The sequence below is a fragment of the Hymenobacter artigasi genome (assembly GCF_012275535.1).
GTDB classification, from domain to species: Bacteria; Bacteroidota; Bacteroidia; order Cytophagales; family Hymenobacteraceae; genus Hymenobacter; species Hymenobacter artigasi.
The window spans coordinates 719,623-743,060 of sequence record NZ_JAAVTK010000001.1 but is presented as its reverse complement, the minus strand read 5'-3'; the positions used below and the strand labels follow the sequence as shown (position 1 = coordinate 743,060).

General features: G+C 59.8%; 17 protein-coding genes. 15 read left to right on the top strand and 2 right to left on the bottom strand.

Going from position 1 to position 23,438, the window contains the following annotated elements; genetic code table 11:
• Positions 1-103: 103 nt before the first annotated feature.
• Genes HBN54_RS02985 through HBN54_RS02975 form a run of 3 tightly spaced genes read left to right on the top strand, consistent with a single transcriptional unit; the run spans position 104 to position 2,890 of the window.
• A complete protein-coding gene (locus HBN54_RS02985) occupies positions 104-1,009 on the top strand; it encodes a class I SAM-dependent methyltransferase (protein ID WP_168671641.1) in 906 nt (301 codons plus the stop codon).
• Complete coding sequence (locus tag HBN54_RS02980; protein WP_168671640.1) at positions 1,009-1,275, top strand: hypothetical protein; 267 nt, start codon at positions 1,009-1,011, stop codon at positions 1,273-1,275. Before HBN54_RS02985 ends, HBN54_RS02980 begins: the two co-directional genes overlap by 1 nt.
• Complete coding sequence (locus HBN54_RS02975; RefSeq protein ID WP_168671639.1) at positions 1,259-2,890, top strand: Ig-like domain-containing protein; 1,632 nt, start codon at positions 1,259-1,261, stop codon at positions 2,888-2,890. The genes HBN54_RS02980 and HBN54_RS02975 overlap by 17 nt, the downstream gene beginning before the upstream one ends.
• A gap of 250 nt (positions 2,891-3,140) precedes the next feature.
• Here the strand turns inward: HBN54_RS02975 and HBN54_RS02970 are convergent, their stop codons facing one another.
• Positions 3,141-3,407, bottom strand: coding sequence for a hypothetical protein (locus tag HBN54_RS02970; RefSeq protein ID WP_168671638.1), 267 nt, complete (start codon positions 3,405-3,407; stop codon positions 3,141-3,143).
• Positions 3,408-3,820: 413 nt separating this feature from the next.
• Here HBN54_RS02970 and HBN54_RS02965 point away from each other — a divergent pair, with 413 nt between their 5' ends.
• Both HBN54_RS02965 and HBN54_RS02960 read left to right on the top strand, forming a co-directional pair.
• Positions 3,821-4,315: a DUF4385 domain-containing protein gene (locus HBN54_RS02965; protein WP_168671637.1), complete on the top strand. Its 495-nt coding sequence runs from the start codon at positions 3,821-3,823 to the stop codon at positions 4,313-4,315.
• A 184-nt stretch (positions 4,316-4,499) separates the two neighbouring features.
• On the top strand, positions 4,500-4,985 hold the full coding sequence (locus tag HBN54_RS02960) for a hypothetical protein (RefSeq protein WP_210427911.1): 486 nt from the start codon (positions 4,500-4,502) through the stop codon (positions 4,983-4,985).
• Positions 4,986-5,170: 185 nt separating this feature from the next.
• Here HBN54_RS02960 and HBN54_RS02955 read toward each other — a convergent pair whose 3' ends face one another.
• Positions 5,171-6,574: an inorganic phosphate transporter gene (locus HBN54_RS02955; protein ID WP_168671636.1), complete on the bottom strand. Its 1,404-nt coding sequence runs from the start codon at positions 6,572-6,574 to the stop codon at positions 5,171-5,173.
• A 254-nt stretch (positions 6,575-6,828) separates the two neighbouring features.
• Here HBN54_RS02955 and HBN54_RS02950 point away from each other — a divergent pair, with 254 nt between their 5' ends.
• The 10 genes from HBN54_RS02950 (at position 6,829) to HBN54_RS02905 (ending at position 23,382) form a co-directional block, all read left to right on the top strand.
• Positions 6,829-8,331, top strand: coding sequence for a glycine--tRNA ligase (locus tag HBN54_RS02950; RefSeq protein WP_168671635.1), 1,503 nt, complete (start codon positions 6,829-6,831; stop codon positions 8,329-8,331).
• A 183-nt stretch (positions 8,332-8,514) separates the two neighbouring features.
• Positions 8,515-10,959: an efflux RND transporter permease subunit gene (locus HBN54_RS02945; RefSeq protein WP_168671634.1), complete on the top strand. Its 2,445-nt coding sequence runs from the start codon at positions 8,515-8,517 to the stop codon at positions 10,957-10,959.
• 133 nt (positions 10,960-11,092) lie between these two features.
• On the top strand, positions 11,093-14,632 hold the full coding sequence (gene ileS, locus HBN54_RS02940; RefSeq protein WP_168671633.1) for an isoleucine--tRNA ligase: 3,540 nt from the start codon (positions 11,093-11,095) through the stop codon (positions 14,630-14,632).
• 389 nt (positions 14,633-15,021) lie between these two features.
• On the top strand, positions 15,022-15,678 hold the full coding sequence (locus tag HBN54_RS02935; protein WP_168671632.1) for a lipoprotein signal peptidase: 657 nt from the start codon (positions 15,022-15,024) through the stop codon (positions 15,676-15,678).
• 226 nt (positions 15,679-15,904) lie between these two features.
• Entirely contained in the window at positions 15,905-16,573 is a 669-nt protein-coding gene (locus tag HBN54_RS02930; RefSeq protein WP_168671631.1) for a lipoprotein signal peptidase, read from the top strand.
• A 147-nt stretch (positions 16,574-16,720) separates the two neighbouring features.
• Positions 16,721-16,984, top strand: coding sequence for a CPCC family cysteine-rich protein (locus HBN54_RS02925; RefSeq protein WP_168671630.1), 264 nt, complete (start codon positions 16,721-16,723; stop codon positions 16,982-16,984).
• Between the two features lie 40 nt (positions 16,985-17,024).
• Positions 17,025-17,300, top strand: coding sequence for a hypothetical protein (locus tag HBN54_RS02920; RefSeq protein WP_168671629.1), 276 nt, complete (start codon positions 17,025-17,027; stop codon positions 17,298-17,300).
• A gap of 102 nt (positions 17,301-17,402) precedes the next feature.
• A complete protein-coding gene (locus HBN54_RS02915; protein WP_168671628.1) occupies positions 17,403-19,484 on the top strand; it encodes an ABC transporter ATP-binding protein in 2,082 nt (693 codons plus the stop codon).
• A 225-nt stretch (positions 19,485-19,709) separates the two neighbouring features.
• Positions 19,710-22,199: a ribonuclease R gene (gene rnr, locus HBN54_RS02910; protein ID WP_168671627.1), complete on the top strand. Its 2,490-nt coding sequence runs from the start codon at positions 19,710-19,712 to the stop codon at positions 22,197-22,199.
• Positions 22,200-22,410: 211 nt separating this feature from the next.
• Positions 22,411-23,382 (top strand): polyprenyl synthetase family protein, encoded by a 972-nt coding sequence (locus HBN54_RS02905; RefSeq protein WP_168671626.1) that lies wholly within the window; start codon positions 22,411-22,413, stop codon positions 23,380-23,382.
• Positions 23,383-23,438 lie beyond the last annotated feature (56 nt).

Below are 23,438 nucleotides of genomic sequence, written 5' to 3'. Positions count from 1 at the left end.
TTTCAGATGCGAATTCGCCAACTTTGCCCGATAGTTTACTTGATAAGACAACGGATTTTGCGCCGATGACATCAGCGAAATCACGGTTAATCAGCGAAAATCAGTGATTTACGAACGAATTGATAATTGCCCGGTTTGCGGCAAAACCGATTTCAAGAACAAGCTGGTGGTGGAAGACCGCACGGTGAGCCACGAAAGCTTCGCCATTGTGCAGTGCGCGGCGTGCAGCTTCCAATTCACCAACCCCCGGCCACAGGAGGCTGAAATCGGCAAGTATTACGAGTCCGACGCCTACGTGTCGCACAACAGCGCGGCCCAGGGCTTCGTGAACCAGGCCTACAAAGTGGCCCGGTTTTTCACGATGCGCCGCAAGGTGGGGCTGCTGAACAAGCTGGCGCCGCGCCGGGGCAAGCTATTGGATTACGGCTGCGGCACGGGGCATTTTCTGAAAGCCGCGAAGTCGGCCGGCTGGCAGGTGGCGGGGCTGGAGCCCAACGCCCGCGCCCGTGAGGAGGCCAGCCAGCGCCTCGGCCAGCCGATAGGGCAGGAGAGCCTGGCCTCGTTTCCGCCCGGCACTTTTGATGCCATTACGCTCTGGCATGTGCTGGAGCACGTACACACCCTCAACGAAACGCTGGCCCAGCTGGTGGCCCTGCTGAAGCCCGATGGGGTCATCCTCATCGCCGTGCCCAACGTGGAAAGCCTCGATGCCCAGCACTACCGCGAGCTGTGGGCATCCTACGACGTGCCGCGCCACCTCTACCATTTCGCGCCCAAAACCATGGCGCAGCTGCTCAAAAAGCATAAGCTGACCATTGCCCAGACGCTGCCCATGCCCCTCGATGCCTACTACATCAGCATGCTCAGCGAGAAGCACAAGGCCGAGCGGGCGGGCGGCCTGCTCACCGTGCTCAAGGCCGGCTACAAGTCCAATGCGTACGCGGAAGAGCACGAGGGCCAGTATTCGAGCCTGCTGTACGTGGCCAAGCGCCGCACCCCGGCGGCCTGATGCGGCCGGCGGCACGGTGGCGGCTGGTAGTGGCGGCGGGCCTGCTGGCCACCGCCGCCCGGGCCCAAACCGTGCCCGTGCCGCTGCCCGATTCCGTCAAAAAACCACCGCCCACCTTTGTGGCCGATACCGCCCGGCACGTTGTGGTCGTTAATACCACCGAGCCGACCAATGAAGTGACGCGCCGCACGGGGCTGCGCATCGGGGCGGCCATTGTTGTTCTTACGCTCACCACGCTGCTGTTGTATAATGTCCGTTCGCGCTGAATTGCTGGCTTTGCTGGCGCTGGTTGCCCTGCTTGAAAGCTGCGCCGCCGTGGCCCCGCCCCTGGGCGGCCCGCGCGACCGCACCCCTCCGCGCCGCATCAGCAGCTCGCCCGATAGCGCGGCCCGCAACGTGAAGCAGCAATTTGTGCGGCTCAACTTCTCGGAGCCCGTCATCACCAAAGAGCTGAGCAAAAACCTGCTCATCACGCCCCAGCTGCCCGAAGACAATCCCTACAAGCTGCGCGAAGACCGCAATTCCATCACGCTGCTTTTCGACAAGCCGCTCGATGCCAACACCACCTACAGCTTCAATTTCCGGGAATCCGTGGTGGATATCACCGAGGCGCTGCCGGCCAAAAACGCCTACCTCACCTTCAGCACCGGGGCGGCGCTCGACTCGGGCAAGGTGCGTGGCACGCTCACCGATGTGCTCACGGCCCGGCCCGTGGAGGGCTCCAGCATTGGCCTGTACCGCGAAGGCGACACGCTGGGCGTGCGCAAAGGCCGCCCGTACTACACCGTGCTCACCGACAAAGCCGGCAAATTCAGCCTGAATTTTCTGAAAGCCGGCAACTACAAAATCTACGCCGTGGCCGACAAGAACAACAACGGCCGCTACGACGAAGGCGAGAAGATTGCCTACCTGCCCGCGCCCATCACCATTGCGGGCAGCACCGGCCAGGAGGTTCCGCTCGTGCTCACACAGCCCGATAAGCGCCCCCCGCTGGTCAGTTCGCGCACGCCCAGCCCCACCCAGATTCGCCTCAGCATGAGCGAAGGCCTGCGCACGGCCACGCTGGCCCCCCTGGATGGCCAGGCCCCGCCCGCCGCCGTAACCGAAGCCATTCAGCTGGCTGACCGGGGCCGTTCGGTGGTGCTTTTCAAAACCCCCGAGGTGGGCGATGGCCGCTACGTGCTCACCGCCACCGACAGCACCGGCAACGTGGGCCACGACACGCTGCAAATCAAGTTTCCGGTGCCGGCCGCGGCCAAAAAAGCGCCCGCCCCGTCGCTCTACACCGTGGAAGGCGGCGCCCGCGCCGTATACCCCCAGGGCCAGGTAAAATTCCAGTTCTCCGTGCCCGTTCGCATGGCCAAAGACCGTCCCTTCGGCACCCTGGTAGAGGACTCGGTGAAGCGTTGCCCCCTGCGCCTGCCCGCCGACGGCGTGCTCAGCGCCGACCGCACCGAGCTGGTGGTGCGCTTCAACTCCAAGGCCAAAAAGCGCCTCGAAATCCTGCTCGACAGCACGGCCATCACCGCCATCACCGCCCAAAGCCTGCGCCTGAAACCCCTACGTCTCGGCATCAGCGAGCAGGATGTATCGACCAGCCTTTCGGGCACCATCACGACCAGCGAAAAGAGCTTCGAGCTGCAGCTGCTCGATGAGAAGTTTCAGGTGGTGGCCAGCCTGCTTTCACCCAAGGGCACTTACCTGTTCTCGGATATAGCCCCCGGCACCTACCGCCTGCGCGTACTCATCGACACCAACGGCGACGGCCGCTGGCGAGGCGGCGACCCCAACCTGCTGCTGGTGCCCGAGCCGGTGTACCTCGACCCCAAGCCCCAGCAGGTGCGGGCCGGCTTCGACATCGTGGAGCCGTTGAAATTTTAGCCTTTCCGTTTCCTTTTTACTCTTTGTGGCGGAGCTGCCGGCCGGGCAGCTCCGCGTTTTTTCGTTCGCTGGTGCACCTCCGCCGACCGCTAATGCGGGGCTTTTACAGCCTTTCGATGCGGGCTATCGGGCTACTAAGCCATTTTAGGTCGGTGCAGAACTCCACCGGCCCTTCTATTTCTGACCGTTCAAAAACACGCCAAACACCCTTGCTTTTCCACATTAGTGGATAACTAAACGCTTTTTCCAGTTACTGAGCGCGCTTTTCAGTCGTAATCCCCCGGTTTTCCACGGGCTTTTCCACATTGCTTTTGCCGTGGGGATGATTTCGGGGATAACCTGGGGGAAACAGCCCGGCAGCGCGGGGATAAGTGGGGTAGAAGTTTTTTTGGCTGGCAGGCTGCCCGCACAGGGCAAACCGGGTGGGGATAACCGTGGATAACTTCCCCCGGAGAAAACGCCTTCCCACACCGTGCTTTTTCAGGGGATAACAAAAATGTGGAAACGTGGTGGACATGTTGAAAATCCACCCAACGTATTATAAAACAGCGTCTTGTTTTCCACAATGCCGGTGTATAGCCCGTGGATAAAACCGGTATTACCCCCACGTTATCCCCAGCGTGGATAACCTCGCCTACTTTTCCACTTATCAACCGACCTAATGAGTGGAAATAAAAAGAGTCTTTTAGAAAAAAATTTAATCAAAAAATAAAAGTGGGGAAAACTCGAAAAGGATTTTGTCCTTGCTCAAGGGTTGGAGTGCGCTTTGAAAATTTGAGTGCCGAGGGGAAAAAGGAAATCAGGCCCACCGCTAAAAAGCCAGCCGACGAAAAAAATCAAGCGCCGGGTTTCGTGATTTCTTGAAAGCGGGCGTTTCGGTTTTTGCGCGAATCCGTATGGGTTATGCACAAAGCCCCAGGTCTTATCCCCATGCCGTTCGATTACACCCTCGATTTCCACTCCGTTGATTTCCGCCAGCACCCCGAGCTTTACCGCGTAGGCCGGGGCGAGCAGGGCGTGCTGCTGGTGCAGCCCTACAAGGCCGAAATCCTGCCCCACTGGCGCTTCAAAGACGCGGCGGCGGCCCATGAGTCGTCCGAAACGATTTACGGCCTGTTTGAGGCTTATTTGAAGGCCCACGACTTTGTGGGAGCCGACATGGCCCGCAAATTCATCCAGATGGGCTTCACCCGGGCCCGGCGCTACGCCAACCACGCCGGCGGCAAGAAGTACGCCGGCCCCGTACCAGCCGACAAAAAAGGCCAGAGCGGTGCCCACGGCCGGGCCGAATTGCCCCGTAATCCCCACCCCGATGTGGATAAAGTAGAAGCCGCCGCCATTTTCAAGCGCAAGTGGGACGAGGCCAAGGCCCACCCGGAATACATTAGGCAGAAGGAGGCGTTTGTGGAAAAGTACGGGAAGTAATCCCTGTCATCCTGAGCGCAGCGAAGGACCTTATCACGGCTGCTTCGTTTGGGTTTACCGCAAATCGTTTCGACCCGATAAGGTCCTTCGCTGCGCTCAGGATGACAGGCAACAACCAAGCACTAGGCACCAACAACCAGGCACCAACAACTACCTTTGCTTACTACCCTTCACCCCAACCCGCATGAGCACTCCCCAACCCTCCAGTATCGAGGAAAACGAAATTATTCTGGGCACCGGCATGGGCCCGTTGCGCTTCGGCGCTACCATGGACGAAGTGCGCACCCTCGTGGGCGAGCCCGAGGAAATTGAAGAGTCCGACGACGACGACGACTTTGAGCACCAGGCCTGGAACTACCACGAAGAAGACTACCTGCTCTCGCTGTACTTCGACCGCGAAGACGACTTCCGCCTGAGCTGCATCGAAACTGACAACCCCAGCATGCGCCTCTACGGCGAGGCCATCTACGGCCAGAGTGTGGACCAGGTGAAGGCCCTCATGGAGCGCCACGGCCAGGCCACGCCCGAGCTGGAAACCATGGAGGAAGGCGCCATCCGCCTGTCCTACGAGAAGTCGATGATTGACTTATACTTCGAAGAAGGCGAGCTGCAGTTCGTCAACTTCGGCGTGTTTATCAACGACGACATGGAAGTGCAGTGGCCTAAGTAAGGCCGGCTTATCCACATTCCGACTGTTTTCAGCTGTGGATAAGTGGATAAGTGAATGAAAGCGGGGCGTTTATCCCCGTTTCTGGACGGCTGGCCCAAAATGGGTCATTACTATTCCTGCTTGCCAATAAAAAAGGCTGTCTCATTATGAGACAGCCTTTTTTGTGTTTTGGCTGGTTAGGCTTGCTAGCCCAGCACTGCGCGGAATAGCAGAAAGAGCAGGCCCGAGAGTACCATGGTAACCGGCAGGGTGAGCACCCAGGCCAGGGCAATGTTGCGCACCATGCCGGGGTTGATGTTCTTCACGCCACGGCTGGCCACCATGCTGCCCGCGATGCTCGAAGTGAGCACGTGCGTGGTAGACGAGGGCAGGTTGAGCCAGGTAGAGGAGCCAATCATCAGGGCAGCTACCAGCTCCGAAGAGGCACCCTGGGCGTAGCTCAGGTGCTCCTTGCCGATGCGCTCACCGATGGTTTTTACGATGCGCTGCCAGCCAATCATGGTGCCGCAGGCCAGTGAGAGGCTCACCATCAGCAGCACCCACCAGGGGGCATAGTCAGTGAAGGTTTTCATCTCCTTGGAGGCATCGTCGTAGCTTTTGCGGTCGGCCGTGCTCAGGCTTACTTTTTCGGAGCCGAGGAGCTTCTTGGCGCGGTTGGTGAGCAGCAGCACGTCGCGACGGATTTCAAAGCGGGTTTGCTGGGGCAACTGCTTGATGTCGGTTTTGCCGGCAAAAATGCGGTCGAGGTCGGCCGTTTTCTCCTGAATTTCGGCCAGGCTTTTCTGGTCGGCAGGGCTAAGCTCGGCGCGGTTTACGCGGCTGATAACGTACTCCACCTTGCCCAGCGAATCGCGCAGGTCGAGCGGGTTTTTGCTTTCGTCGAGGGCAAAGCGGAAGGGCACGATGCCAATCAGAATGAGCATGACCAGGCCCACGCCCTTCTGCCCGTCGTTGGAGCCGTGGAAGAAGCTTACCAGCGTGCAGGTGGTGATGAGCAGCAGGCGAATCCAGATGGGCGGGGGCTTGCGCTTGTGCGGCTCCTTGAAGATGGCCTTGCTGGGCGCAAAGCGCTTGAACAGGAACATCATGCCGATGGTGAGCGCAAAGCCCAGCAGCGGGCCCACCAGCAGGGCAATGCCCGTTTCGCCGGCTTTGGACCAGTTTACGGCCGTGCCGCGCGACTCGGGCAGCAGCGAATACGCAATGCCCACGCCCAGAATGGAGCCGATAAGCGCGTGCGAGCTGGAAGCCGGAATGCCGTAGTACCAGGTACCTACGTTCCAGATAATGGCGGCCAGGATGAGCGCGCCCACCATGGCAATGCCGTGGTACACGTTGGCATCGACCAGGCTCTCGACGGGCAGCAAATACACAATGCCCATGGCCACGCCAATGCCGCCGGCAAACACGCCGATGAAGTTCCAGAAAGCCGACCAGACCACGGCGACCCAGGGCCGCAACGCGTTGGTATAGATAACGGTAGCCACGGCGTTGGCCGTGTCGTGGAAGCCATTCACGAACTCGAACGCGCAGGCGGCCAGCAGGCACACGCCGAGAAGCAGCAGCACGTGGGGTTCTAAACCAAACATAAAGAGGGGGTTGGTGGGTAATTAGGTTGAATCATGGGTCAAAGGTAGGGAGATGGCCCGGGGCGGCTATGTTACCGAATTGTGATGGCGTCTGTCATCCTGAGCGCCGCGAAGGACTTTATCACGCCTGCGCCGCTTGTAATCTGCAAATAGTTCTTTGGGTATAAGGTCCTTCGCGGCGCTCAGGATGACAGTCGGACGCGCCTTCTACGCACAAGTTTCAGCTTCCGCCGCATCGGCCTACTTTTGTGGGTATGAACCCAGCAATCGAAACCACCCAGCTTAAGGATATTGTGGCCCACGCCAAGGAATACGGCTTCGTATTCCAGTCATCGGAAATATATGATGGCCTAGCCGCCGTGTACGACTACGGTCCCAACGGCGTGGAGCTGAAAAATAACCTCAAGCGCCTGTGGTGGGAAGCCATGACCCAGCTCAACGGCAACGTGGTGGGCATCGACGCGGCCATTTTTATGGACCCGCGCACCTGGGAGGCCAGCGGCCACATCGCTGGCTTCAACGACCCGCTGATTGATAACCTCGACAGCAAAAAGCGCTACCGCGCCGACGTGCTGCTCGAAGAGAAAGCCGCCGAGTACGAAAACGCCGGCGACCCCGCCCGCGGTGCGGCCCTGACGGCCGAGATGGGCCGCCTGCTCACGGCCAACGACCTGGCCGGCGTGCGCGAACTCATCATCAATGAGAAAATTCTCTGCCCCGTTTCCAAAACCGGCAACTGGACCGAAGTGCGCCAGTTCAACCTGATGTTTTCCACCCAGGGCTCGGCCGTGGACTCGGACGCGCCGCCCGTGTACCTGCGCCCCGAAACCGCCCAGGGCATTTTCGTGAACTTCCTGAACGTGCAGAAATCGGCCCGCATGAAGGTTCCGTTTGGCATCGCCCAGATTGGCAAAGCCTTCCGGAACGAGATTGTGGCCCGCCAGTTCATCTTCCGAATGCGGGAGTTTGAGCAGATGGAGATGCAATTCTTCGTGCGCCCCGGCACCGAAGGCGAGTGGTACGACACCTGGAAAGCCTCGCGCCGCAAATTTCACGAGGCGCTGGGCCTGCCCGCCGCCAAGCTGCGCTTCCACGACCACGACAAGCTGGCCCACTACGCCAAGGCCGCCGTCGATATCGAGTATGAATTCCCTTTCGGCTTCAAGGAAATGGAAGGCATTCACTCGCGCGGCGACTTCGACCTGACCCAGCACCAGAACCTGAGCCGCAAAAAGCAGCAGTACTTCGACGCCGACATTGACCCGGCCACCGGCAAAGCCTACGGCAACTACGTGCCCTTCGTGGTGGAAACTTCGGTGGGCGCCGACCGCCTGTTCCTGGCCACGCTCTGCAACGCCTATCAGGAGGAAACCATCACGGAAGGGGAGGGCGACGCCCAGACCACTAAAACCCGCACCGTGCTGAAGCTACACCCCGCCGTAGCTCCGGTGAAAGCCGCTATTTTCCCGCTCGTCCGCAAAGACGGCATGCCCGAGAAGGCCCAGGAAATCTTCGACGCCCTGAAGTTCGATTTCCGCCTCGTGCTGGAGGAGCGCGACGCCATCGGCAAGCGCTACACCCGCCAGGACCTCATCGGCACACCCTTCTGCATCGTGGTCGACGGCCAGACGCTAGAGGACGAAACCGTGACCGTGCGCCACCGCGACTCCCGCGAGCAAACCCGCATGCCGATTTCGGAGCTGCGCGCCTACATCGGCGAGGCCGTAAGCTTCCGCCGCATCTTCGAGCAGCTGTAAGAGCCGCTTTTTTTAACGTAGAAAGCCTCGGTTCCGGCAAGGAACCGGGGCTTTTTGCATGTAGGGGCGGGGCTTGTCCCCGCCCGTCGTAGAACGAAATCAGGGAAAACGGCGCGCCCGGTGGGCGGGGACAAGCCCCGCCCCTACGTCCGTTACGTAACTTTGCCTCTTTACAAGGAATTTATGTGGCAACATCTCGCCTTATTCATCATCCGGTTTCGTCTTTCGCTGATTGCGGTACTGGCCGTCATCACCGTTTTCATGGCTTACAAGGCCAAAGACGTGGAAATGACCTACGACTTTGCCCAGGTGGTGAGCGAGAAGGACCCGGACATGCTCTATTTCCGGCAGTTCAAGCGCACGTTTGGGGAGGATGGCAACGTGCTGGTTATCGGCCTGCAGGACAGCTCGGTATACAAGCTGGGTAACTTCAATGAGTTCCGCCTGCTCACCGATACCCTCGCCAAAATAGAAGGCGTGAACGGCGTGCTCAGTGTGAGCAAGCTCCTGAATATTACCAAAGACACGGCAAATAACAGCTTCAAGGCCGCGCCCATCTTCAAAAACCCGCCCCGCAGCCAGAAGGAGCTCGACAGCCTGATGCGGGTAGTGAACAGCGTGGAGTTCTACAAAGGCCAACTCATCAGCCCCAATACCGGGGCCACACTGCTGGCTCTCACGATGGACCCGAAGTACCTGAACTCGTCGAAGCGGCAGGCGGTGATGAACCAGATTCTGGGCTTTTCCGGGCAGTTTGAGAAGAAAACGGGCATCAAGCTGCACTACGCCGGCCTGCCCTACGTGCGCTCCACCATGACCAGTAAGGTGGCTGGGGAGATGAAATTCTTCACCATTCTGGCCATGATTGTGACCGGCATCACGCTGCTGGCCTTCTTCCGGACGTGGTCGGCGGTGCTGTTTCCGCTCATTGTGGTGGGCATCACCGTGGTGTGGTGCATTGGCTCAATTGTGCTGCTGGGCTTCAAAATCAACCTGCTCACCGGCCTGATTCCCAGTATTATCATCGTTATCGGCATCCCGAACTGCACCTACCTGCTAAGCCGCTACCACTACGACTACCGAAAATCGGGCAATCAGATGCTGGCCATGACGCGGGTAATCCGCAAAATCGGACTTGTCACGCTCATGAACAACACGACCACGGCCATCGGCTTCATCGTGTTTGCCTTCACTGATATCGCCATTCTCTACCAGTTCGGGCTGGTGGCCACCATCAATATTTTCGCGGCCTTCATCATCAGCTTCATCCTGATTCCGGCCGCTTTCACCTTCCTGCCGCCGCCCACGCCCAAGCAACTGGAGCACCTCGACGCCGCGCCCCTTACCAAGCTGCTGGAGTTTTTCGACCACCTCGTGCTCGACCGGCGCGGCACGGTTTACCTCGCGGCGCTGGTGCTGGTAGCCGGGGCGGCCATCGGCATTTCGCGCATTGAGTCGGTGTCGTATATGGTGGACGACCTGCCCAAGAAAAGCTCCGTAAACTCCGATTTGGCCTTTTTCGAAAGCCATTTCAATGGCGTGATGCCGCTGGAATTCGAAGTCGATACCCACAAGAAAAAAGGCCTGTTCAAGCTGAGAAACCTGGAGAAAATCGACCAGTTCGAGAAGTACCTGCGAACGCAGCCGGAGTTGTCGCCGCCCGTTAGCCTGGTTACTTTCCTCAAGGCCAGCACCCAGGCCTTTTACAACGGCGACCCCCGCTTCTTCCGCCTGCCCGATAATTCGGAGAAAAACTTCATTCTCAGTGCCCTGGCCAACTCCAAGAGTGCCGCCACGGGCGCGGGCATGAACAGCAAGCTCCTGCGCTCCTTCGCCGACAGCACCGGCCAGAAGGCCCGCATCAGCCTGAAAATCGCCGACATCGGCTCCCAGAACCTGGACACGCTGATGAACACGAAAATCATCCCGGAGATGAATCGCATCTTCAAGGGCACGGGCATGGATATCCGCCCCACGGGCACCACCATCATCTTCACCAAGGGCAACGAGTACGTCATTCACACCCTGCGCGATAGCCTGTTTATGGCCTTCGGGCTGGTGGGCCTGGTGGTGCTGCTACTGTTCCGCTCCGTAAAAACCGTCTTTTTCGCGTTGATACCGAATGCCGTCACGCTGATTCTCACGGCCGGCATCATGGGCTATTTCAACATCGCGCTAAAGCCCAGCACGGCTCTGATTTTCGTGATTGCGCTGGGGATTGATGGGGATAACTCCATCCATTTGCTGGCCAAATTCCGCCAGGAAATGGCCCTGAACGGTGGTCGGGTGCGCGAAGCCATATCCGTGACGCTGAGCGAAGCGGGCACCAGCATGATATACACCAGCATCGTACTGTTCGTGGGTTTCAGCATCTTCGCATTCAGCGAGTTCGGTGGCACTAAGGCGTTAGGAATGCTAATGTCGGCTTCGCTGTTAATAACCAACTTCTCGAACCTGATTCTGCTGCCCGCGCTGCTCGTAACATTTGAGCACGGCAAGGATGACGTGAGCACCAACGCCCTCATCCGGCACTACGACGAGAGCTACCACGAGGAGGACGACGACGCCGATTTGAACCTGAACCAAATGCACAAAGCCGCCGACTACGAAGGCGACTACACGATTTAATAGAACGATGTAGAGACGCATCCTTGCGTCTCGTCGTCCGCGCCATGCGGACCTTGTTCGTCCTGATATTCCATCGATTACCGTTCAACGACGAGACGCAAGGATGCGTCTCTACATCGTGCTAAAACAGAACATGAAATACCCCGAATACAAGCAGCCGCTCAACTACGGCCAGCTCGGCGAGGACATCCTCGCCTGGTGGAAGGAGCACGGCATCTTTGAAAAGAGCGTGAGCAGCCGCGAAGGCCAGCCCACGTTCGTGTTTTACGAAGGCCCGCCTTCCGCCAACGGCGCGCCCGGCATCCACCACGTGATGGCGCGCACGGTGAAGGACATCTTCTGCCGCTACCAGACGCTGCTGGGCAAGCAGGTGCCCCGCAAGGGCGGCTGGGACACTCACGGCCTGCCCATCGAGCTACAGGTGGAGAAGGAGCTGGGCATCACGAAGGAGGACATCGGCCACAAAATCAGCATCGCCGACTACAATCAGCGCTGCAAGGAAACCGTCATGCGCTTCAAGGCGCAGTGGGACGACCTGACCGAGAAAATGGGCTACTGGGTCGACCTCGACGACCCCTACGTGACCTTCGAGCCGGAATACATCGAAAGCTGCTGGGCGCTGCTCAAGAAGCTCTACGACAAAGGCTTGCTTTACAAGGGCTACACCATCCAGCCGTATTCGCCGGCCGCCGGTACCGGCCTGTCGTCGCACGAGCTGAACCAGCCTGGCACCTACAAGGACGTGAAGGACACGACCGTGGTGGCGCAGTTTAAGGTTTCGAAGGGTATTGATTCTCTTTTCTCTGGAGAACAAGCAGTTGTTGCTTCTGCAGAGCCAGAAAAGACATCCATTTTGGCTTGGACGACTACTCCTTGGACCCTTCCAGCTAATACGGGTTTGGCAGTGGGTAAGAATATCAAATACCTTCTGGTTCAGACTTACAACCAGTACACTTTTGAGCGTGAAAACGTAGTTCTTGCTACTCAAAGAGTCCCCTCATACTTCGATACTGAGCATGAGTATGGTTGGTCGGCAAATCAAGACATGAATATGTCTAAGTGGCCTTATGCTAGCGAGAGGGTATTATTGAATGGCACAGACAGACTTATTCTGCCGAAGCAACTCACCGATGACCAGAAGAAAAAACTAGTTTCCAAAGGTAAAATTACCTTTTGGAGCACTTTGGGCGAATTCACCGGTGCCGACCTTATCGACATCAAGTACGAGCGCCTGTTCGATTTCACGCCGTTTGAAGGCGAGGAGCGGGCTTTCCGCGTCATCAACGGCGACTTCGTGACCACGGAGGATGGCACGGGCATCGTGCACATCTCGCCCACGTTTGGTGCCGATGACTTCCGCGCCGCGCAGCTAGCCGACATCCCGGCGCTGATGGTGCCGGATGCCGAAGGCACGCTCGGCCCCATTGTGGACAGGACGGGCCGCTACGTGCCCCAAATGGGCGAGTTTGCGGGCCGCTGGGTGAAAAACTACGACGGCCACGACGAAACTGGTGCTGACTATAAAACGCTGGATGAGAGCATCGTCATCAAGATGAAGGGCGACGGCACGGCCTTCAAAGTGGAGAAGTACGAGCACACCTACCCGCACTGCTGGCGCACCGATAAGCCCGTACTCTACTACCCGCTCGATTCCTGGTTCATCAAGACCACGGCGGTGAAAGACCGGCTCATCGAGCTCAACAAAACCATCAACTGGAAGCCCGAAAGCACCGGCACCGGCCGCTTCGGCAACTGGCTGGAAAACCTGGTAGACTGGAACTTAAGCCGCTCGCGCTACTGGGGCACGCCGCTGCCCATCTGGCGCACCCAGGACCGGACGGAGGAAATCTGCATCGGCAGCATCGCCGAGCTGAAGGTGGAGATTGACAAGGCCGTGACGGCCGAAATCATGACCCACAACCCCTATGCCAACGGCGAGAAAGTGGACCTGCACCGGCCTTACGTGGATGATATTTTCCTCGTCAGCCCCACCGGCCAGCCCATGTACCGCGAGGCCGACCTCATCGACGTATGGTTTGATTCCGGCGCCGTGCCCTACGCGCAGTGGCATTATCCGATTGAAAACGCCGACGTTTTTGCGAAGAACTTCCCCGCCGACTTCATCGCCGAAGGCGTGGACCAGACGCGCGGCTGGTTCTTCACGCTGCACGCCCTGGCCGTGATGCTGGAAGACTCCGTGGCCTTCAAAAACGTCATCGCCAACGGCCTGGTGCTGGCCAAGGACGGCCAGAAGATGAGCAAGCGCCTCGGCAACGCCGTCGACCCGTTTGCCACCATCAAGCAGTTCGGCCCCGATGCCACCCGCTGGTACCTCATCGCCAACGCGCCACCGTGGGACAACCTCAAGTTTGACCCGGCCGGCGTGACCGAAGTGCAGCGCCGTTTCTTCGGCACGCTCTTCAATACGTACTCATTCTATGCGCTTTACGCGAATTTGGATGCGTTCGAAATGGACGAAAAATCACGTGTGCCGCACGCCGACCTGAGCGAGCTGGACCGCTGGATTCTGAGCAAGCTGCAGTCGCTGATTGCCGAAGTGCGCGGCCACCTCGACAGCTACGACCCCACGAAGGCCGCCCGCGCCATCCAGGATTTCGTGACCGACCAGCTCTCGAACTGGTACGTGCGCCTCTCGCGCCGCCGTTTCTGGAAGGGCGAGCTGACAACTGACAAACGCGCCGCGTTCGAGACCCTGAACGAGTGCCTGCAGACCGTGGCGCAGCTCATGTCGCCCATCGCCCCCTTCTTCGCCGAGTGGCTGTACCGCAACCTGACCTTCGGTGAGTTAAGAGTTAAGAGTGAGGAGTTAGGAGTTGAAAATTCCCAAACTCTTAACTCTCCTGAATCCGTGCACCTTACGCTGCTGGTGGAAGCCGATGCCGCCCGCATCGACCCGAAGCTGGAGGAGCGCATGGAGCTGGCCCAGCGCATCAGCTCGCTGGCCCACTCGCTGCGCAAAAAGTCGGTGCTAAAGGTGCGCCAGCCCCTGCAGCGCATCCTGGTGCCGGTGCTGAACGACACGACCAAGGAGCAAGTCGGCCTCGTGGAGGACCTGATTTGCGCCGAAATCAACGTGAAGCACATCGAATTCCTCGATGATGAGAGCGAAAGCGGCGTGCTGGTGAAGTCGGTGAAGCCCAATTTCAAGCGCCTCGGCCAGCAGTATGGCCCGCGCCTGAAGGCCGTGGGTGCCCGCATTCAGCAGATGACGGCGGCCGAAATCTCGAAGCTGGAGAAGGAGGGAAGCCTCGCCGTGGAGGTCGATGGCCAGCCCATCACCCTGGCTCCCGACGATGTGGAAATCCGCACCGACGACCTGCCCGGCTGGCTCGTGGCCACCGACGGCCCCCTCACCGTGGCCCTCGACGTGACCCTGACCGACGAGCTGCGCCAGGAAGGCCTCGCCCGCGAGCTGGTGAACCGCCTCCAGAACCTGCGCAAAGACTCGGGCCTGGAAGTGCAGGACAAAATCCGCGTCACCCTGGCCGACCAGCAGCCCGAGCTCATGGCCGCCGTGGCCGCCTTCGGCGACTACATCCGCACCGAAACCCAAGCCCTCACCCTCGACTTCGCGGCCGACGTGAACGGCGGCTCCGTGCTCGAATTTGATGACTACTCCGTAGCGGTGCTTCTGGAGGTAGCAACTGCCTGATAATGAATGACTCGCCGGGAGGTGAAATCCCCGGCGAGTCTTCGGCCGCACAAACGTTCGATAAGCTCGTCTTTACGGGTTCAAAACATCAGACAGTCAGTCATAAAAGGTACAAAACGTGTTATTAGGAATGCTTTTTTATTGCACGGTCATGCTGACCTTGTCGAAGCATCTTTTTCCACGCCTCCTGTCATGCTGACGAAGGAAGCATCCTATCACCGGAGAACGAATCGTTCGCTCTTGATAAGGTCCTTCGCAAGCTCAGGATGACAGACAAAGCGGTAGAGATGCTTCGGCAAGCGGACGCCAGATGAAGCATGACCGTTCTGAATGACCCTGATTGTACCTGCTTTCTGACCTCAATTTCTTCGATTTTCGGTTCTGCCTTAATGCACCCAACCCTCACCAATCGCCAGCAGTCTGCGGCTAAATTCTTCCTGCTGGCGCTGCTCGTCATCGCCCTCGACCAGCTCTCGAAGTGGGCCGTGCACACCTACATGCAGCCCGGCATGGCGGGCGAAATCCCCCTTATCGGCCATTGGGCCAAGCTGCACTACACGCTGAACCCCGGCATGGCCTTCGGCGCCGAGCTGCCCTCTCCTTATGGCAAGCTGGTACTCAGTGGGTTCCGCCTGCTGGCTGTGTTCGGCCTGAGCTACTACATTATTCGCCTCTGCCGGCAGCGCGCCGCCGCCGGCTACATCGCCTGCATGGCCCTCATCCTCGGCGGGGCCGTGGGCAACCTCATTGACTCCATTTTCTACGGCGTTATCTACGACAATGCCCCGTTTGGCTCGCCTTCGCGCTGGTTCTACGGGCAGGTTATTGATATGCTGTACGTGGACATCTACGAAGGCTTCCTGCCCCAAAGCTGGCCGCTGCTGGGAGGGAAGTACGTTTCGCTCTGGCCCATCTTCAATATCGCCGATTCGGCCATTTTCATCGGTGTGGCCATTATTCTGCTCAATCAGAGCCGTTTTTTCAAGCAGGAGGAGCCGGTGGCCACCGAGCCGCTGGTAGCTCCGGATTCGGAGAATCTGGCGTAGCGGCGCGGGCGGGGCACCTCACCCCCTGACCCCCTCTCCCGCGGAGAGGGGGCACCGGTTCGGAGCAGATAAGAAGGAGCCCAACGCAATGCGTTGGGCTCTTTTCGTTTGCGAGTCGTTGCAGCATGGCCGGTGCCCCCTCTCCGCGGGAGAGGGGGTCAGGGGGTGAGGTGAACGCGAAGGGCGACACTTCCTGCCGTTCTTTGCACCTCCAATCCCCACCGAAATGCTCCCAACGCTCACCACCCGCCAGCATTCTGCGGCTAAATTCTTCCTGCTGGCCCTGCTCATCATCGTGCTCGACCAAGCCTCGAAGTGGGCCGTGCACACCTACATGCAACTCGGTTCGGCCGGCGAAATCCCGATTTTTGGTCAGTGGGCTAAGCTCACTTACACGCTGAACCCCGGCATGGCCTTCGGGGCCGAGCTGCCCGCGCCCTACGGCAAGCTGGTGCTCACCGGCTTCCGCATGCTGGCCGTGGGCGGGCTGCTTTACTACATTATCCGCCTCAGCCGCCAGCGCGTGGCCGCCGGTTACATCGCCTGCATGGCCCTGATTCTGGGCGGCGCGGTCGGCAACCTGATTGACTCAATTTTCTACGGCGTTATCTACAATAACGCCCCGCTGGGCTCGCCCACGCGCTGGTTCTACGGCCAGGTCATCGACATGATTTTCGTGCCGCTGTACGTGGGTTATTTCCCCAAATCCTGGCCCCTCATCGGCGGTACGTACAGCGGCGGTTTCCCCATCTTCAACATCGCCGACTCGTCCATCTTCATCGGCGTCGCCTTTATTCTGCTCAATCAGAGCCGCTTTTTCAACGAATCGCAGCCCGCCGCCGCTCCCAACGAGCCCCAGCCCCTAGTCGCTGCCGATGCTGAGAAGCTGGCGTAGCAGGGGAGATGCTCGGCTGTTGAACGGTAATCGTAGAATGTCACACTCTAGAACGGTCATGCTGAGCGCAGTCGAAGCATCTCTACCGCTTCGTTGAAAGTTTATTCCTCCTTTCATCACTGAACTTATCGCTCTGCTCTTTAAGCCATGAAAGCAAACCGTTTCGGTAATTATCCCTGCCCTTGTTGCGGTTTCTATACATTGGCTGTACCACCCGATGGCAGTTTCGACATCTGCCCAGTTTGCTTTTGGGAGGATGACTACGTGCAACTGAACGACCCAACATATACTGGTGGAGCGAATAAGCTCAGTTTAGAACATTCTCGAATTCAATTTGCTCAGTATGGTGCCTGCGAACATCGCTTCAAGCAGTTAGTTCGGCCTCCTTTGCCAGATGAATTACCAGACTGATGCCAGAGACAAACATTGCATTATACAGAAGCATTAACTGATGCGCCACGAAGATTTGCCCGAACGTTGGAAGAAGGTTTGGGATTACTTAATTGCCAAGGGCGAAAGCAAGTATGAGAAGCTAGGCGCGTCTGATTTCTCCGCAAACACTACTGTCCACATCAAGTTTGAAGACGATTCAAAAGTTGAATTCAAATATGCTTTCGTCATTGAAGCGCCCGAATTCAACGAGACAGCAGTATTCACGGAGCATTGCGGCTATCATATTTTCTACTCATGGAGTAGATTAGATTGGGAGGTTCGAGAAGAAGAGTAGAGATGCTTCGACTGCGCGGACGCCAGATGAGCATGACGTTCCTGCGTACTTGACGTTCTTGCGTACCGAAACCACCCCAAACTGCCACCCACAATTCCCTCCGTGCCCAACCCGCTACTCACCGTTTCCAACCTCACCATTGACTTCTCCAGCCACCGCGGCGACGTGCGGGCCGTGGACAACGTGTCGTTTGAGCTGCACCGGGGCGAAACGCTGGCCATTGTGGGCGAATCCGGCTCGGGCAAATCCGTGACGTCGCTGGCGCTGCTGGGGCTGATTCCGATGCCGCCCGGCCGCATTGCCAGCGGCCAGGCCCTCTTCCAATCCGAAAAGCTGGGCCAGACCGACCTGCTGAAACTCTCCGAAACCGACCTGCGCCAGGTGCGCGGCAACGACATCGGCATGATTTTCCAGGAGCCGATGACCTCGCTGAACCCCGTGTACACCTGCGGCAGCCAGGTGGTAGAAACCCTGCGCCTCCACACCGACCTCAGCGGGCAAGCCGCCAAGGCCCGCACCATCGAGCTATTCACCGAGGCGCAGCTGCCGCGCCCGGAAGCCATTTTCGGCAGCTACCCGCACGAAATCTCGGGCGGCCAGAAACAGCGCGTCATGATTGCCATGGCCATGGCCTGCCGCCCGGCCCTGCTCATCGCCGACGAGCCCACCACCGCCCTCGACGTGACCGTGCAGGCCCAGATGCTGCGCCTCATCGACGACCTGCGCCGCCAGCGCAACACGGCGGTCCTCTTCATCACCCACGACCTCGGCGTGGTGGCCGAAATCGCCGACCGCATTCTGGTAATGTACCGGGGCAAGGTCGTGGAACAGGGGAGGGTGCTGGATATTTTTTCAAATCCGCAACATCCGTACACAAAAGGCCTTTTAGCGTGCCGTCCGCGCCTCTCAGTGGGCAAAAAACGCCTCCCCGTGGTGGCCGATTTCATGGGTGAGGACGCCAGCGGGCAGCTTTTTGCCCAGCCCGCGCCAGTGGTTAAGCTGGAGAATGAGGCGCTTACGGAATCGTCGCCCGAAATCGAAGCCCAGCAGTTACGGGATAAAACTGATACCGCCAAAACGTTCCCCGTGGAACATGGTGTTTTGGGGGATGTTCCACGGGTCGAGCCCGGTGCTGCGCAGGCGTTCACCTCACCCCCTGACCCCCTCTCCCGCGGAGAGGGGGCACCGGTTCTGCGCGGCGATACAGCCTCCGTTTCTGAAGAAGCTTCGACCGCTGCTGATTCTTCAGCTTCATCCCTGGCTTCTTCTCAAACCTTAACCCAATCGTCAGGCTCCCCCTCTCCACGGGACTCTGCGCATAAAGCAGATGCGGGGCCGGGGGGTGAGGTGAACGGCACCGCGCCATTGCTCGAAGTAAAAAACCTCCAAGTCTACTTCCCCCTCCGCAAAGGCTTCTTCCGCCGCGCCACTGATTACGTCCGCGCCGTCGATGACGTCAGCTTCACGCTCTACCCCGGCGAAACCATCGGCCTCGTGGGCGAGTCGGGCTGCGGCAAAACCACCCTCGGCCGGGCGCTGCTTCGTCTCACGGAACCAACGGCGGGCAGCATCCTGTTTGAAGGGACCGATTTGGCGAAGCTGTCGAGCGGCGACCTGCGCCGCCGTCGGCGCGATTTGCAGCTGGTGTTTCAGGACCCCTACGCCGCGCTGAATCCGATGCTGACCGTGGGCGAGGCCATTTGGGAGCCCATGCGGGTGCACAACGTGGGCGGCACCCGCCAGCAGCAAAAGGCCAAAGTGCTGGAACTACTGCGCACCGTGGGGCTGCGCGACGAGCATTTCCAGCGTTACCCGCACGAGTTCAGCGGCGGGCAGCGGCAGCGCATCTGCATTGCCCGGGCACTGGCCCTGCAGCCCAAACTGATTGTCTGCGACGAGTCGGTTTCGGCCCTCGACGTCTCAGTGCAGGCGCAGGTTCTGAACCTGCTCAACGACCTCAAACGCGAGTTCGGCATCACCTATCTGTTCATCACGCACGACCTGTCCGTGGCCCGGTTTATGAGCGACCGGCTGCTGGTCATGCACCAGGGCCGCATCGTGGAGAGCGGCCCGGCGGCGGCTATTTATGCCAACCCGCAGCACGAATACACACAAGGGCTGCTGGCTGCTATTCCCAAGGATAGCCTGGCCGATATCGAAGCCGCCGTGGCTTCAAGATTGTAGCGCACGCTTTAGCTTGCGCTACGAAACCACCGGTCACCCCCGACGCGCCTGCTTCAACCAGCGCCCGGCCCCGGCCCCATATGTTACCCTTTGCGCAAGCTGAAGCCTGCGCTACAACCTACCGGCCCGGCTCGCGTTTCACTAAGCGGAGCGGCCCTGCCGCCAACCTTATTTTCCGCTCTCGCCGCCTGCGACCAATCAACTTTTCGGCGGCTACTTTTTTACATGAATACCCCCGAAGAAAACCCCAAGGCTCCCCGCGCCAAGCGCGAAAAGCCCGAACCCACGGCCATCACCCAGGACCAGGTCCTGCACGTCTTCGCCGACAACCCCACCAAAGTATTGGCCTATCGCCAGCTCTCGCGCCGCCTCGGCGTCACCACCAAGGGCCAGCGCGAGGAGATTTTTGCCCACCTCAAAGTGCTGCGCAAAAACGGCCTCATTACGCTGCTTCAGAACGACGAATACCGGCTGGCCGATGCCGACGCCGTAGCGGCCGCCCTGATGCCGTCCAGCGCTAAAAAAACAGCCAAAAAGGGCGACTCGCCCGTAGCCCCGCCCCGCAACCGCTCGGTGCAGGCCCAGTTCGGCCAGGACCCCATTATCCACCGCCGCCGCGCGGCCGGCTTCGACTACGTGGACGGCGACGACCGCCCCGAGCGTGCCCCCGCCAATACCATCATCGGCACTGTCGATTTGGCTACGCCCAACTTCGCTTTCGTAGTGCCCGAGGGTGTTGATGGCGGCGACGACATCCGCGTGTTCACCGACCAGCTCAAGTTTGCCCTGCAGGGCGATGTGGTGCGGGTGAAGGTGCGCAGCGGCTCGCGCGACGGCCGGCCCATGGGCGATGTGGTGGAAGTGCTCAAGCGCGTGCGCCCCGAAGTGGTGGGCCGCATCCAGATTCAGGGCACGCTCGGCTTCGTGAAGGCCGACAACCGCAAGGTGTATTTCGACGTGTTCGTGCCGCCGCATTTGCTGCACGAGTCGCGCAACGGCGACAAGGTGCTGGTCCGCATCACTGAGTTTCCGACCGACCCGAACCGGCAGCCCACCGGCGAGGTCATCCGCAACTTCGGCGCGGCCGGCGGCAACGAGGCCGAGATAAACGCCATCATGGCCGAGTTCGGCCTGCCCTTCGAATTCCCCGACGAAGTGCAGACCGAATCAGAAGGCATCAGCGAGATTATCCCGCCCGATGAAATTGCCCGCCGCCGCGACTTCCGCAACATCACCACCTTCACCATTGACCCCGCCGACGCCAAGGATTTCGACGATGCCTTGAGCATTCAAAAGTTGGAAAACGGCCATTGGGAAATCGGCGTGCACATCGCCGACGTCACCCATTACGTACGCCCCGGCACTGAGCTGGAGCGCGAGGGCAAGCACCGCGCCACCTCGGTTTACCTCGTCGACCGCGTGATTCCAATGCTGCCCGAGCGCCTGAGCAACGGCCTCTGCTCGCTGCGGCCCAACGAGGACAAGCTGACCTTTTCGGCCGTGTTCGAGCTCGATGAAGCGGGCAAGCTCTACGAGTCGTGGTTCGGCAAAACCATCATTCACTCCGACCGCCGCTTCAGCTACGAGGACGCCCAGGAGCGCATCGAAAGCAAGGAGGGCGAGTTTGCTGAGGAGGTGAATATCATGAACGACATGGCGCATAAGCTCTGCGCCCAGCGCTTCAAGCAGGGCGCCATCACCTTCGAAACCCAAGAGGTGAAGTTCCGGCTGGACGAGAACGGCAAGCCGCTCGGCGTGTATGTGAAGGAGCGCAAGGACGCCCACAAGATGATTGAGGAGTTCATGCTGCTGGCCAACCGCAAGGTGGCCGAGTTCGTGTTCAACCTCAAAAAGACCAAGCCGCGCTTCACCATGGTATACCGCACCCACGACGCGCCCGAGCCTGAACGCCTCCAGACTTTCGCCCTCTTCGCCCAGAAATTCGGCTACAAGCTCAAGCTCGAAAACCCGAAGAAAATCAGCACCGAGCTCAACAACCTGAGCACCGAGGTAATGGGCAAGCCCGAGCAGAACGTGCTGCAGGGCCTGGCCATTCGGACCATGAGCAAGGCCATCTACACCACCGAGCCGCTCGGCCACTTCGGCCTGGCCTTCGACCACTACTCGCACTTCACCTCGCCCATCCGCCGCTACCCCGACATGATGGCCCACCGCCTGCTCGAGCATTACCTGCTCGGCGGCAAGAACGTGCCCGTCGACCCCGTGGAGGAAGAGTGCAAGCACTCCTCGGCCCGCGAGAAACTAGCGGCTAACGCCGAGCGCGCCAGCATCAAATTCAAGCAGGTCGAGTTCATGGCCGATGAAATCGGCAACGTGTTCAAGGGCGTGGTCTCGGGCCTCACCGAGCGCGGCATGTACATCGAAATCGAGGAGAACAAGTGCGAGGGCATGGTTCGCATCAGCGACATTCCTGGCGATGAATACGAGCTCGACAAGGACAACTACCGCATTGTGGGCCGCCGCAACAAGCGCATCATCCAGTTCGGCGACGAGATGATGGTGGTCGTAAAATCCGCCAACCTGCTCGACCGCACCATCGACTTCGAGCTGGTCGACGACCGTCCCGACGCCGAGAAGCGCCGCGAAGCCGACGAACGCAAGCAGCGCGGCAACGAGCCCCGTGGCTACCGCGACCATAGCGGCGGCGGCGGCAAGGGGGGAAGTAAGGGCGGCTTTAAGGGGAAGCGCCGGTAGGCCCGGCCGCCGTAACCTCACCCCCGGCCCCTCTCCTTGGGGAGAGGGGAGCCTGACGGTTTTTAAAGTCCCGACTCAACCCAGAGTCGGGACTTTTTTGTTGATGCGAATAATACCGGGACCTAACCTGCAGGCGCCTCTCGGCTACCCTCTCCCCAAGGAGAGGGGCCGGGGGTGAGGTGAGCGCCGCGTACCGTTCTTTGCACCACCTATGACCCCAGCCGACTTCCCCGCCAACATCACCGCCGCCCTCGCCCAGCTCGACTACGGCCAGGCCCCGGAAACCCTCTACGCCCCCATCCGCTACATCATGGGGTTGGGCGGCAAGCGCATTCGCCCGCTGCTCACGCTGCTCGGCGCCCACCTCTTCACCGACGACTTCAACGGCATCCTCAAGCCCGCCCTGGCCACCGAAGTCTTCCACAACTTCACCCTGCTCCACGACGACCTGATGGACCAGGCCCCCCTGCGTCGCGGCCAGGCCACCGTGCACGAAAAATGGAACCCCAACGTCGCCATCCTCTCCGGCGACGTGATGCTGGTGCGGGCCTACGAGTTGTTCCTGGATGTGCCGCCCGCGCTGCTCCCGCGCATCCTTGCCCGCTTCAGCCAGACGGCCGCCGAGGTCTGCGAAGGCCAGCAGTGGGATATGAATTTCGAAACCGAAGCCCAGGTCAGCATTGCCCAATACCTGGATATGATTCGCCTGAAAACGGCCGTGCTCCTAGGGTTCTGCCTGGAGCTGGGCGCCCGCCTCGCCGGCGCTTCGGAAGAAGATGCCGAGCACCTCCGCCAGTTCGGCACCGACATCGGCCTGGCCTTCCAGCTGCGCGACGACCTGCTCGACGTGTACGGCGACGCCGCCACCTTCGGCAAGCGCGTGGGCGGCGACATCATCTCCGATAAGAAAACCTTCCTGCTGCTCTCCGCCCAGGCCCAGGCCAGCCCCGCCCAGCAGGCCATCCTGGCCCAACACATTGGTCAGCCCGTGGCCGATGCCGAGGCCAAAGTGCAGGCCGTCCGCGCCATCTACGATGAGCTCGAAATTCGCCCTCAGACGGAGGCCCTCATCAACGACTACTTCCAGGATGCCTTGCAGCATCTGGAGCGCGTAGCGGCCTCTAACGAGCGCAAGCATCCCCTGCATCAGCTGGCGCTCCAGCTGATGGACCGCGAGAGCTAGGCGCTTCGTTTGCCTCGTAGCACATGCTTTAGCTTGTGCCCCTCCTCACGATGCAC